9 protein-coding genes are annotated in these 12,552 nt (G+C 66.2%); 5 read left to right on the top strand and 4 right to left on the bottom strand.

What is annotated here, in order from left to right; translation table 11 throughout:
* Window positions 1–4 precede the first annotated feature (4 nt).
* The gene (gene tkt, locus J2X98_RS06535) at window positions 5–2,122 is read right to left on the bottom strand and encodes a transketolase (protein ID WP_307306008.1); all 2,118 of its coding nucleotides are present in this window, start codon (window positions 2,120–2,122) and stop codon (window positions 5–7) included.
* 519 nt (window positions 2,123–2,641) lie between these two features.
* Here tkt and J2X98_RS06530 point away from each other — a divergent pair.
* Entirely contained in the window at window positions 2,642–3,598 is a 957-nt protein-coding gene (locus tag J2X98_RS06530; protein WP_307305745.1) for a heme o synthase, read from the top strand.
* A gap of 220 nt (window positions 3,599–3,818) precedes the next feature.
* Complete coding sequence (locus J2X98_RS06525; RefSeq protein ID WP_307305742.1) at window positions 3,819–6,086, top strand: bifunctional SulP family inorganic anion transporter/carbonic anhydrase; 2,268 nt, start codon at window positions 3,819–3,821, stop codon at window positions 6,084–6,086.
* Window positions 6,087–6,175: 89 nt separating this feature from the next.
* On the opposite strand, the gene J2X98_RS06520 is transcribed toward J2X98_RS06525, so the two are convergent.
* The 3 genes from J2X98_RS06520 to J2X98_RS06510 are packed head-to-tail and all read right to left on the bottom strand — an operon-like array spanning window position 6,176 to window position 8,878.
* Window positions 6,176–7,138 carry a COX15/CtaA family protein gene (locus J2X98_RS06520; RefSeq protein ID WP_141941237.1) on the bottom strand — a complete coding sequence of 321 codons (963 nt, stop codon included), beginning with the start codon at window positions 7,136–7,138 and terminating at the stop codon, window positions 6,176–6,178.
* Window positions 7,139–7,145: 7 nt separating this feature from the next.
* Window positions 7,146–7,913 (bottom strand): ABC transporter permease, encoded by a 768-nt coding sequence (locus J2X98_RS06515; protein ID WP_141941239.1) that lies wholly within the window; start codon window positions 7,911–7,913, stop codon window positions 7,146–7,148.
* Window positions 7,910–8,878 (bottom strand): ABC transporter ATP-binding protein, encoded by a 969-nt coding sequence (locus J2X98_RS06510; RefSeq protein ID WP_307305735.1) that lies wholly within the window; start codon window positions 8,876–8,878, stop codon window positions 7,910–7,912. Before J2X98_RS06510 ends, J2X98_RS06515 begins: the two co-directional genes overlap by 4 nt.
* 154 nt (window positions 8,879–9,032) lie before the next feature.
* On the opposite strand from J2X98_RS06510, the gene J2X98_RS06505 reads away from it, so the two are divergent.
* The 3 genes from J2X98_RS06505 to sufD are packed head-to-tail and all read left to right on the top strand — an operon-like array spanning window position 9,033 to window position 12,552.
* Window positions 9,033–9,848: a helix-turn-helix transcriptional regulator gene (locus tag J2X98_RS06505; protein WP_373460837.1), complete on the top strand. Its 816-nt coding sequence runs from the start codon at window positions 9,033–9,035 to the stop codon at window positions 9,846–9,848.
* Entirely contained in the window at window positions 9,848–11,311 is a 1,464-nt protein-coding gene (gene sufB / locus J2X98_RS06500) for a Fe-S cluster assembly protein SufB (RefSeq protein ID WP_141941245.1), read from the top strand. The genes J2X98_RS06505 and sufB overlap by 1 nt, the downstream gene beginning before the upstream one ends.
* Complete coding sequence (gene sufD, locus J2X98_RS06495) at window positions 11,311–12,552, top strand: Fe-S cluster assembly protein SufD (RefSeq protein WP_307305729.1); 1,242 nt, start codon at window positions 11,311–11,313, stop codon at window positions 12,550–12,552. The genes sufB and sufD overlap by 1 nt, the downstream gene beginning before the upstream one ends.

The following is a 12,552-nucleotide window of genomic DNA, read 5'->3' as shown; positions in this document are numbered from 1 at the left end:
GGTTTTAGGCCTGGAGGGCGGAGAGGGAGTCCTTGGCGGCGGCTGCCACTGCTTCAGCCGTGATGCCAAACTCCTGGAAGAGGCGCTTGTAGTCGGCGGAAGCGCCGTAGTGTTCGAGGCTGACCGAACGGCCGGCGTCGCCGACGAATTCGCGCCAGCCCAGCGCCAGTCCTGCTTCCACCGACACGCGTGCCTTGACGGCGGCAGGCAGGACGGATTCCCGGTAGGCGGCGTCCTGCTTCTTGAACCACTCGACGCACGGCATGGACACAACGCGCGCCGCGATGCCCTCGGACTGGAGGGATTCGCGGGCCTGGACGGCCAGCTGGACCTCGGAACCGGTGGCAATCAGGATCACGTCGGCCGGAACCGTGGCGCCGTCCTTCGAAGCCTCGGCCAGGACGTAGCCGCCCTTCGCGACGCCTGCGGTCGACGCGAAGGTGTCGCCGTCGGCGTCGCCCTCGCCGCGTTCCCAGGTGGGGATGTTCTGGCGGGTCAGGACGATGCCTGCCGGGTTGGAGTGGTTTTCCAGCATGGTCTTCCATGCGGCGGCCACTTCATTGGCGTCGCCGGGGCGGACCACGTCCAGGCCAACGATGGCGCGCAGGGCAGCGAGCTGTTCCACGGGCTGGTGGGTGGGGCCGTCCTCACCCAGGCCGATGGAGTCATGCGTCCAGACGTACAGGGACGGGACACCCATCAGGGCGCCGAGGCGGATCGCGGGGCGCTGGTAGTCGCTGAAGATCAGGAAGGTGCCGGAGAATGCACGGGTGTTGCCCGCCAGCGTAATGCCGTTCACGATCGACGCGGCTGCGTGTTCGCGGATGCCGAAGTGCAGCACGCGGCCGTACGGGTTGCCTGACCACGCGTCGGTCTGCTTGGAGGCAGGCACGAACGAGGGGGAACCCTCAATGGTGGTGTTGTTGGACTCGGCGAGGTCGGCGGAGCCGCCCCAGAGTTCGGGCAGGACCGGGGCCAGGGCGTTGAGGACCTTGCCGGATGCCGCACGGGTGGAAACGTCCTTGCCGGCAGGGAAGACCGGAAGCGCTGCATCGACGCCTTCGGGAAGTTCCTGCGCCTCGAGGCGCTGCAGGAGCGCCGCACCCTGGGGGTTGGCTTCCTTCCAGGCGTTGAAGGTTTCTTCCCATTGCTTGTGTTCGGCGGCGCCGCGTTCCACTGCCTGGCGGGCGTGGTCCAGGACTTCCTGGTCCACCTCGAAGGACTTGGCGGGGTCGAAGCCAAGTACTTCCTTGAGTGCGGCAACTTCCTCGGCGCCAAGGGCGGAACCGTGGATCTTGCCGGTGTTCTGCTTCTTCGGTGCCGGGTAACCGATGATGGTCCGGAGCGAGATGATGGACGGCCTGGAGGTTTCTGCCTTGGCCGCGAGCAGGGCCGAGTAGAGCTCCTGGACGTCTTCCTTGTATTCGCCCGTGCGGGTCCAGTCCACGCGCTGGGTGTGCCAGCCGTAGGCTTCGTAGCGCTTCAGGACATCCTCGGTGAAGGCGATGTCGGTGTCATCTTCGATGGAGATGTGGTTCTCGTCATAGATGACCACGAGGTTGCCGAGTTCCTGGTGGCCGGCCAGCGAGGATGCCTCGGAGGTCACGCCTTCCTGGAGGTCGCCGTCGGAGGCGATGACCCAGATGGTGTGGTCGAACGGTGACTCGCCTGCGGGAGCGTCGGCGTCGAACAGGCCGCGCTGGCGGCGCTGTGAGTAGGCGAAGCCCACGGAGGACGCAAGGCCCTGGCCCAGCGGTCCAGTGGTGATCTCCACACCGGCGGTGTGCTTGTACTCCGGGTGGCCCGGGGTCAGCGAACCCCAGGTGCGGAGCGCTTCCAGGTCCTTCAGTTCCAGCCCGTAGCCGGAAAGGAACAGCTGGATGTAAAGGGTCAGGGAGGTGTGGCCGGGGGACAGGATGAACCGGTCGCGGCCCAGCCACTGGGGATCACGTGGGTCGTGGCGCATCAGCTTCTGGAAGAGAAGGTACGCGGCCGGGGCCAGGCTCATGGCCGTTCCTGGGTGGCCGTTGCCCACCTTCTCCACGGCATCCGCAGCCAGGACGCGGATGGTGTCCACGGCCTTCTGGTCCAAGCTGGTCCATGACAGTTCTTGCTCTTCCAAATGTGGCACGAAAACCGGGCCCCTCTCTGTGCTGGCGGCGGCCGGTACACCGGATCCATCAGAGCGCGCTGTGGGCGGCCGCTGCGGTGTGTGTACCAGCCGTTCACCATCGAAACGTTGATCCTTGCCATCAGCCACGGACAGCAGCGGGAATGCGTTTTCCACCGCTTTCTTGCTGCGTGCTGATCTGGTGACAGCTTAGCTCTTATCCATACTCCGGGCGGCCCAAATCTCACGTTGTGGACGCAATTTCCCCTTTTATGAATCAGCGTCACGGAGGGTTGAGTTAATCTGCTCGAATGGGCCCGCGAGCAATCATGTGCGCATATGGCGGGGCAGGGGCGGGGCCCGCGGCGCGGTATGATATTCGGAGGCCAACGCCGGGTGCGCATCACTTTCGCCGCCCGGGGTTCCCCGGCTGTTGCACGCACCACACATAATTCTTTCCTTCGTGCCGTGCCCGGGTCCGGGCCGCACGACCGGAGCTGCATTGCCAGCCTCAACCGCCATACAGAACGGGTGACTGCCACCGTGAGCACTACAGATACGCCGCTGAACGCATCCCGGGCCTCCGGTGCCGGGTTTGCCCGTAAGGCCAAGGCGTATCTCGCCCTCACCAAGCCTCGCGTGATCGAACTGCTCCTGGTGAGCACGCTTCCCACCATGATCTACGCCCAGCGGGGTTTCCCCTCCATCGGGCTGATCCTTGCCACGCTGGTGGGCGGGGCCTTTGCCGCCGGCAGCGCGGGTGCCTTCAACTGCTACATTGACCGCGACATCGACAAGCTGATGCATCGGACCGAGAACAGGCCGCTGGTTACCGGTGAAGTCACCCCCCGCGAGGCCCTGGTCTTTTCCTGGCTGCTCGGCGCAGCCGCCATCGTAATCCTGTGGTTCGGAGCGAACCCGCTCTCCGCCTGGCTGGGGCTCGGCGCCATCTTCTTCTACGTGGTCATCTACACCATGATCCTCAAGCGCCGCACCGCGCAGAACATCGTGTGGGGAGGTGCCGCGGGCTGCTTCCCTGTGCTGATTGCCTGGGCCGCGGTGACCAACTCTGTGGAGTGGCCCGCCGTCATCCTGTTCATGGTGATCTTCCTGTGGACTCCGCCGCACTACTGGCCGCTCTCCATGCGCTACGGCGAGGATTACCGGAACGCCAACGTCCCCATGCTGGGAGCGATTGCTGGCGCCAAAGTCGTGTCCGTCCAGGTGGTTCTCTACGCATGGGCCATGGTGGCCTGCTCCCTGCTGATGGTTCCGGCCGGCGGTGCCGGGTGGGTCTACACCGTTACCGCCGTCCTTGCCGGCGCCTGGTTCCTGTACGAATCCCACGCCCTCTACGCCCGCGCCCAGCGTGAGGACATTCCGGACAAGCGCGCCATGAAGGTATTCCACGGCTCCATCAGCTACCTGACGCTGCTCTTCATCGCACTTGCTGTGGACCCGTTCATTGGGCACGCCATTATCCGCTAGAGAACCGAAACGCACCCGGCGGCTCCCATATTCTGTGGGGGCCGCCGCGTTGTCTTAAGCGCAAAACGAGGCCACGGCTGACGTCCAGCTGCCCTGCCCAATTCGTTGCCCCAACGAACGATATGACATCTTTGTCATATCTGTCACCTTTTCTGTCATTTACAGTTATGAACTGCTTACGGTGGAGCGGACCCTTCCCCCTGTTGAAAAGGAAAATACAATGGAAGCCCGTCCCGCCGCATTCCCCGCTCCCAGCCACAGCCCGCCAGGATCCAAGGAAAAGTCCGGCCGCTTCACATTGCGGCGGCCGCGCCTGCCCCGGCATCTGGGTGCGGACGTGCCGGCCTCCCTGGTGGTGTTCCTGGTGGCCCTTCCGCTTTCGCTGGGCATCGCCGCAGCCTCCGGAGCGCCCGTCATGGCCGGCCTCATCGCCGCGGCCGTGGGCGGCGTCGTGGCAGGCAGCCTTGGCGGCTCGCCGCTCCAGGTGAGCGGACCGGCGGCCGGGCTGACCGTCGTCGTCGCCGGCCTGGTCCAGGAATTCGGGTGGCAGGTGACCTGCGCCGTCACCGCCGCGGCGGGCGTCGTGCAACTCCTGCTGGGCATCAGCCGCGTGGGCAGGGCTGCCCTGGCCGTGTCACCGGTGGTGGTCAAGGCCATGCTGGCCGGCATCGGCGTCACCATCATCCTGCAGCAGCTCCACGTTCTTCTGGGCTCGAAGCCCGCCGGCTCAGCCTTTGAAAACCTTGCCGCCCTTCCCGCTGCCATCACCGACCTGGACCTGCACGCCGCCCTCCTGGGACTTGCCGTCGTGGCCATCCTCCTCGGCTGGAAGTTCCTGCCGGCAGCTGCCAGGCGTGTCCCCGGCCCCCTTGCCGCCGTCGCGGCAGGCACCTCACTTGCTGTCGCCTTTGCGCCGGGGGTCGAACGCATCCCGCTGGACGGCTCGATCCTGGATGCCATCGCCCCGCCCCAGCTCCCCGACGGAAACTGGCGGGCCTTCGCCTTTGCCATCCTGACCATGGCTTTGATCGCGAGCATCGAGTCCCTCCTGTCCGCCGTTGCCGTGGACAAAATGCAGACCGGTCCACGGACCAACCTCAACAGGGAGCTCATCGGCCAGGGAGCCGCAAACATCGTTTCCGGGTCACTGGGCGGCCTGCCTGTAACCGGCGTAATCGTCCGCAGCGCCACCAACGTGGAGGCTGGCGCCGCCAGCCGGGCGTCCGCCGTGCTGCATGGCGTCTGGGTCCTTGCATTCTCGGCCCTTTTTGCCGGCCTGATCCAGCTGATCCCGCTTGCTGTCCTGGCCGGCCTGCTGGTGGTGATCGGTGCGCGGCTCATCAAGCTGGCAGAAATCAGGACCAGCCTGCGGACCGGGGACTTCGCCATCTACGTGGTGACCCTGCTCTGCGTAGTGTTCCTGAACCTGCTTGAAGGCGTCATGATGGGCCTGGCACTTGCCGCGGCCAGCGTGCTGTGGCGCGTCCTGCGGGCCCCCATCCAGGCCCACCGGCCCGCCGCGCCGTCGTCGCCGTGGCGGGTGACCATTGCCGGCTCATGCAGCTTCTTCGCGCTGCCCAAGCTCAGCGGCGTCCTCCAGGCTGTCCCCGGCGGGGCGGACGTTGTAGTGGAGCTGAACGCCGACTACGTGGACCATTCCTTCCGTGAAGCCCTCATCGCCTGGCAGCTGCAGCACCGGGCCACGGGCGGCAGCGTCAACATCGAGGAGCACGGGAACACCGTGTTCAGGGACGCCGCGCAGCGTGCACCCCGCCGAGAAGACGCAACGGAACTGCCACTTCCCCCAAGGAAGGAGCCGCTGCTTCTCGGCATCAACAAATACCACCGCCGGTTCGCCCACCAGGTCCGTCCGCTGGTACATGACTTGGCGGAAGCGCAAAATCCGGACAGCCTGTTCGTGGCCTGCGTCGACTCCCGGGTCAATCCGAATCTCATCACCAGCAGTGGTCCGGGGGACCTGCTGACCCTGCGGAACATTGGCAACGCAGTGTGCGGCCATGGCGAGGAAGCGTCGGTTGATTCAGCCCTGTCTTTTGCCGTGAACGGCCTGGGGGTGCAGTCGCTGGTCATTTGCGGTCACTCCAACTGCGGCGCCATGAAGGCGCTGCTTGAGGAAGCCGACGGCGGCAGCAACAGTTCGCTGGGCCCGGCGTTTGGGCAGTGGCTGGACCATGCCCGGCCGAGTTATGCGGAACTGCAGGAGGGCCATCCCGTCGGGATGCAGGCCGCGGCGGCCGGCTACAGCGTGGTTGACCAGCTGGCCATGGTCAATGTGGCGTTGCAGTTGGCAAAGCTGCAGAGCCATCCTGTCGCGGGGCCAGCGATCGCCGGGGGCGGGGTACAGGCCACCGGCCTCTTCTACGACATCGCCACGGCGCGCGTCCTCAGGATCACGGCGGACGGGATTGAGAACCTGGATCCGGCGTTCGACGCCGGAGCCCAGGAAAGCGTCCTGGCTGGCCGGTAACTCCACACCGCCAGGGCCTTAACCGAAGAGAGGCGCCCCGTCCCCGGAAGGGGCGGGGCGCCTCCCGGCGTTCCAGACGGACGGGGCGCTTACTTCGTAGCGCCGGCCCGTTCCGCCGGGCTGGAATGGGCAACGTCCCAGGCGTTCGTCGAGGCGGCCATCAGCAGCGCCGCGCCGAGCATGTGGGCCGCCACCAGCAGGGCCGGAATGCCGTTGTAGTACTGGGTGAAACCAATGATGGCCTGGATCACGGTAACGCCCAGCAGCATCAGGGCCGCGGTCCGGAACGGGCCCGTGATGCGGCGTCTGAAGACCAGCACCAGTGCCACTACGGTTCCGGCCGTGACCAGGTAGGCGGGTACAGCGTGGATGTGCGAGAACAGGTCCCAGTCAAGGTTGTTGCGGGGGGCGTCGGCGTCACCGGCATGCGGGCCGGCGCCGGTAACCACCACGCCGAGAATCACGGCGGCGGCGGAAAAAAGGGCGACGGCGGACGTCACCGGGCGCAGGACAGCAGGCAGCGCGGCATGCGGGGCAGCCAGGAAACGGCCCGTGCGGCCATAGGCCCGGTTGACCAGGAGGGTGGAGAACACCACAAGGGCCATCGACACGAGGAAGTGCAGGCCCACAACCCAGGGGTTGAGGTTGGTGAGGACGGTGATTCCGCCGATGACGGCCTGCGCCGGGATGCTGGCAAGGAGGCCGATCGCCAACAGGAAGAGGTCCTTGCGTTCCTTGCGCAGGTTCCACAGGAACACCAGCATCAGGACGGCCACCGCGGCCAGGGCAAACGTCAGGAGCCGGTTTCCGAACTCGATGAAGCCGTGGATGCCCATCGCCGGGGTGTTGACCAGCGAGTCCGAGGTGCAGCGGGGCCAGGTGGGGCAGCCGAGGCCGGACGCCGTGAGCCGGACCGCGCCGCCGGTGACCACCAGGAGCGTCTGGCCGATCAGGGATGCGACGGCGAGCCGGCGGATCCGGACGTCCACGGTGCGGGGGAGCCGCGACGCCAGGCGGCCGGCAATCTGGGGGAGGCGTGAAGCCGTGGTCACGATTTTCTCAATTCCACTTGAACCAACGGATGGCAGCTGCCCCGGCGATGACCGTCCAGAGCAGCAGGATGAGGGCGGCGCCGCCGTTTACGGCCCCGCCCAGGAAGGCGGCGCGCATCGACTCGCCCAATGCGCCGGAAGGCAGGAAGTGCACGACAGCCTGAGCGGCGGCGGGCAGCCTTTCGGCCGGGAGCACGATGCCGCCCATGGCTCCAAGGAGGATCCACAACAGGTTGGTGATGGCCAGCGTGGCTTCGGGACGCACGGTTCCGGCCACCAGCAGCCCGAGCGCGGTGAAAGCCGCCGCGCCCAGCGCGAGGAGCCCCAGTCCCGGAAGCCAGCCCGCCGCGGCCGGCTGCCAGCCCAGGGCGAGGGCGACAAGGCCCACTACCACAACCTGGATGCACAGGACGGCCAGGACCGCAAGGATCTTGCCGGCAATCAGTCCGCCACGCCCCAGTGGCGTGGTGGACAGGAACCGGAGCACCCCGTAGCGGCGGTCGAATCCGGTGGCGATGCCCTGGCCGGTGAAGGCGGTGGACATCGCGCACAGTGCAAGGATCCCTGGGACGGCCACGTTGATGCGGCTGGAGCCCATGCCGTCCAGGATCGGGGTCACCGTCAGCCCCACCAGGGCCAGCAGCGGAAGAACCACTGCGAGGATCAGCTGTTCGCCGTTCCGCAGCATGGCCAGTGCCTCATACCGGCCCTGCAGCAGGACGCGGCGCAGCAGGGACGCGGGCTGCTGCTGGTCCTGGAGCGCTGCGGTGCTCATCGGATGTCCTTTCCTGAAATGTCCAAAAAGACGTCTTCAAGGCTACGCGCCTCAAGGCTCATCGAGGCAGGCATGATGCCTTTCGCTTCCCACCACTGGGCAAGGGCGGAGAGGTGGCGCGGCGTTAGTGCTCCGGTCACCGTGTAGCTGCCGGAGCGGGCCTCGGAAACATCGACGTCGTCCGGCAGCACCGCCGCCAGGTCCAGGCCCGACGGGGCTTCAAACACCAGGGTCCGCACGTGGTCGGTGCCATGGTCCGTGACAGGGCTGCGTTGCAGCAGCTCCTGGACCGTGCCCTCCGCAACGTTTCGGCCGCCGTCGATGATGTACACGTAGTCCGCCAGCCGCTGCGCATCATCCATCAGGTGCGTGGTCAGGATGATCCCCATCCCGTTGTCACGCAGCTCGGCGATGAGGTCGAACACCAGCTGCCGCGATTGCGGGTCCAGGCCAGCGCTGGGCTCGTCAAGGAACAGTACTTCGGGCCTGCCGATCAGGGCTGCGGCCAGTGCCAGGCGCTGCTTCTGTCCGCCGGAGAGCCTGCGGACACCCGTCCGGCTGAAGGTGTCGATGCCGAGCCGGCCCACCAGGTCATCCAGCGGCCAGGGATTGGCATACAGGCCGGCGATGTGCCGCAGCAAAGGCAGGGGCCTGGCCGACGGCGGGAGGCCGCCGTCCTGCAGCATCACGCCCACCCGAGACCTCAGGGAGGCACCCCCCGTGTCAGGATCCTGGCCCAGCAGCGAGATGCTGCCGCCGGTGCGCTTCTGCAGGCCCTGCGCGCATTCGAGGGTTGTTGTCTTGCCGGCGCCGTTCGCGCCGAGCAGGGCGGTAACCTGTCCCCGCTCCGCAACGAGGGAAACACCGCTGACAACCCTGAGCATCTTGCCGTCCAGGCTGGACAGGGGGCCAACGTCCTTGATGAGCCCATGGATGGACAAGACGGGGGACTGGGGGGATCGCACCACAGTATTCTACGGGATGTAGTATATGGAGCCGCCCTTCAGGAAGGTGCCCTATCCTTGGGAATTTTGCAATCCCTGGAGTTTGCGCGGCGGCGGGGCCAAGGTCAGCCTGCCCTTACTGGAGTGCGGGACTAAATTACGACATGATTGTGTTGTGTATTCCATGACCGATACCAGTGCTGTGCCTGTGGCAGGGCCGGGTCCTGTCGCCTCCAGCCCTGTGGCTGAGGCCGACGAGCGCACCCGGGACCGGGTCCTCGCCGCCGTTTTGGAGCATGGACCCGTCAGTGCCGCTGAACTGGGGGACATGCTGGGCTTCACCCCGGCGGCTGTCCGCCGGCACCTGGACCAGCTTTCGCGCGCCGGCGTCATCGAGGTCAAGCGCGTGGCGAAACCGGGAGCAGGCGCAGGCCGTCCCGCCCGCCGCTACGTCCTCAGCTCCCAGGGCCAGACAAGCCTGGGCAACGACTACCTCGATATTGCAGCCCTGGCGCTCCAGCAGCTGCAGAAAGTTGCCGGCCCGGACGCTGTGCGCGCCTTCGCCGAGGAGCGGTTCGCAGACATGGAGCGGCGCTACGCTCCCGAAATCGAAAAGGCCGGCCCGGACATCCGGGACCGCGCCACGGCACTGTCTGCGGCTTTGAGCCGCGACAACTTCGTGGCGTCCGCCGCCTCCATCGAGGCCAAGGCCCCCCTGCCTGCCGCGCTGTCCAGCGTGCAGCTCTGCCAGGGCCACTGCCCCATCCAGCAGCTCGCGGCCCGGTTCCCGGTGTTCTGCGACGTTGAAACCGAAGTCTTCTCAAGACTGGTAGGCGTGGACGTACGCCGGCTCTCCACCCTGGCACGCGGCGGGCACGTCTGCACCACCCACATTCCTACAGGCAGGCTGTCTGCCAAACCGGCCACCGTGCCGGCCGCAGCCCCCGCAGGCCTGGACGAAGTAATCAACCATCAGCAAGAAAGGCCGTGATGACGGACCAACTATCAGAGAAAGCAGTAGCCGAAAACACTGTGATCTCGGAGATTCTGGAAAAGAATCCCGAGCTCCACGGCATCGGCAACTATGAGTACGGCTGGGCCGACAAGAACGACGTCGGCGCCAATGCACGGCGTGGTCTCGATGAAGAGGTAGTCCGGGACATTTCGGCCAAGAAGAGCGAGCCGGAATGGATGCTCGACCTCCGCCTCAAGGGCCTGAAGTACTTCGACCGCAAGCCGATGCCCACCTGGGGTGCAGACCTCTCCGGCATCGACTTTGACAACATCAAGTACTTCGTCCGGTCCACGGAGAAGCAGGCTGCCAGCTGGGAAGACCTCCCGGAGGACATCCGCAACACGTACGAGAAGCTGGGCATCCCGGAAGCCGAGCGGAGCCGCCTGGTCTCGGGCGTCGCCGCACAGTACGAATCCGAGGTGGTCTACCACCAGATCCGCGAGGACCTCGAAGCCCAGGGCGTCATCTTCCTGGACACTGACACCGCGCTGAAGGAACACCCGGAGATCTTCCAGGAGTACTTCGGCACCGTGATCCCTGTGGGCGACAACAAGTTCGCTTCGCTGAACACCGCCGTCTGGTCCGGCGGCTCCTTCGTGTACGTGCCCAAGGGCGTCCACGTGGACATCCCGCTGCAGGCCTACTTCCGCATCAACACGGAAAACATGGGCCAGTTCGAGCGCACCCTGATCATCGCCGACGAGGACTCCTACGTCCACTACATCGAAGGCTGCACCGCGCCGATCTACACCTCGGACTCGCTGCACTCCGCCGTGGTGGAAATCATCGTGAAGAAGGGCGCCCGCGTCCGCTACACCACCATCCAGAACTGGTCCAACAACGTGTACAACCTGGTGACCAAGCGCGCAATCTGCGAAGCCGGCGCCACCATGGAATGGGTTGACGGCAACATCGGCTCCAAGGTCACCATGAAGTACCCGGCCGTCTACCTGGTGGGCGAGCACGCCAAGGGTGAGACCCTGTCCATCGCGTTCGCCGGCGAAGGCCAGCACCAGGACACGGGCTCCAAGATGGTCCACATCGCGCCCAACACCAAGAGCTCCATCATCTCCAAGTCGGTGGCCCGCGGCGGCGGCCGTGCTGCCTACCGCGGCCTGGTCCAGGTCCGCGAAGGCGCCAAGCACTCCGCCAACACCGTGCGTTGCGACGCGCTCCTGGTGGACACTATTTCCCGCTCGGACACCTACCCGTACATCGACATCCGCGAGGACGATGTGCAGCTGGGACACGAGGCCACCGTTTCCCGCGTCAGCGAGGAGCAGCTCTTCTACCTCATGTCCCGCGGCATGCCCGAGGACGAGGCCATGGCCATGATCGTGCGCGGCTTCATTGAGCCGATCGCCCGCGAGCTGCCCATGGAATACGCCCTTGAGCTGAACCGCCTCATCGAACTCCAGATGGAAGGATCCGTCGGTTAATGACTGCCGAAGCAACTACCGAAAAGGCGCGCATCGGCGCACCGTCGATCGCCGGCTTCACCGAGGAAGGCGAACACCTGGTCGCCTCCAAGGTTGACCGCCACCACAGCCACGGCACGCAGGTGATGGCCTCGCGCGCTGAGCGCCTCACCAGCCATGACGTGGCCGACTTCGCCCTGCCCAACGGCCGGGAAGAGGAATGGCGCTTCACCCCGGTGCGCGAACTTGCCAACCTGCTGTCCGACGCTCCGTCCGCGGCCGGTGCCCTGGCCGTTTCCGTCGAAGCCCCCGCGGCCGTGGCGCAGCGGACCCTCCGCGCAGGCGAAGCCCCCCGTGGTGCCACGCTGGTCCCCGCCGACCGCGCCGCTGTGGTCGCCTCCGCCAATGCCGGTGACGCCCAGCTGATCTCCATCCCGGCGAACGCCGAGCTGGATGCTCCCGTGCGCGTTGTCCTGACCGGCAACGGCGCGGGCCTCCGCAGCAACTCCCACGTGGTCATCGAGGCCGGAGCCAACAGCCGCGGCGTCGTGATCATCGAACACGACGGCTCTGCCGACCACGACGGCAACGTGGAAATCCTGGTCCGCGAAGGTGCCCACCTCACCGTCGTGTCGCTGCAATTGTGGGGTGACGACGCCAAGCACCTGGCGCAGCACGACGCCGAGGTTGCCAAGGACGCCGTGTACAAGCACATTGCCGTGACCCTCGGCGGGAAGATCGTCCGCTTGAACTCCAACGTCCGGTTCTCCGGCGAAGGGGCAGAGGCCGAGCTCCTGGGCCTGTACTTCGCCGATGCCGGACAGCATCTTGAGCACCGCTCGTTCGTTGACCACAACATGCCCAACTGCAAGTCCAACGTCCTGTACAAGGGCGCCCTGCAGGGCAAGGGCGCGCACACGGTGTGGGTTGGCGACGTCCTGATCCAGAAGCAGGCCGAAGGCACCGACTCCTACGAGAAGAACCAGAACCTGGTGCTCACCGACGGCTGCCGCGCGGACTCCGTGCCCAACCTCGAGATCGAAACCGGCCTGATCGAAGGTGCCGGCCACGCCAGCGCCACCGGCCGGTTCGACGACGAGCACCTGTTCTACCTGATGGCACGCGGCATCCCCGAGGATGTTGCCCGCCGCCTGGTGGTCCGTGGCTTCCTCAACGAGATCATCCAGCAGATCAAGGTTCCGGCCCTCGAAGAGCGCCTGACCGAGGCTGTGGAACGCGAACTCGCGGCAATCGACTACTAG

The sequence above is a fragment of the Pseudarthrobacter enclensis genome, from assembly GCF_030811655.1.
Classification (GTDB): domain Bacteria; phylum Actinomycetota; class Actinomycetes; order Actinomycetales; family Micrococcaceae; genus Arthrobacter; species Arthrobacter enclensis_A.
Note: the sequence above shows the minus strand (reverse complement) of the source record. Positions and strands in the feature narration are given on the sequence as shown.

Bases quoted from the DNA above. Each gene is read 5' to 3' on its own strand.
- sufD (WP_307305729.1), top strand. From the start codon at position 11,311: ATGACTGCCGAAGCAACTACCGAAAAGGCGCGCATCGGCGCACCGTCG.
- J2X98_RS06515 (WP_141941239.1), bottom strand. From the start codon at position 7,913: ATGAGCACCGCAGCGCTCCAGGACCAGCAGCAGCCCGCGTCCCTGCTG.
- J2X98_RS06525 (WP_307305742.1), top strand. From the start codon at position 3,819: ATGGAAGCCCGTCCCGCCGCATTCCCCGCTCCCAGCCACAGCCCGCCA.
- sufB (WP_141941245.1), top strand. From the start codon at position 9,848: ATGACGGACCAACTATCAGAGAAAGCAGTAGCCGAAAACACTGTGATC.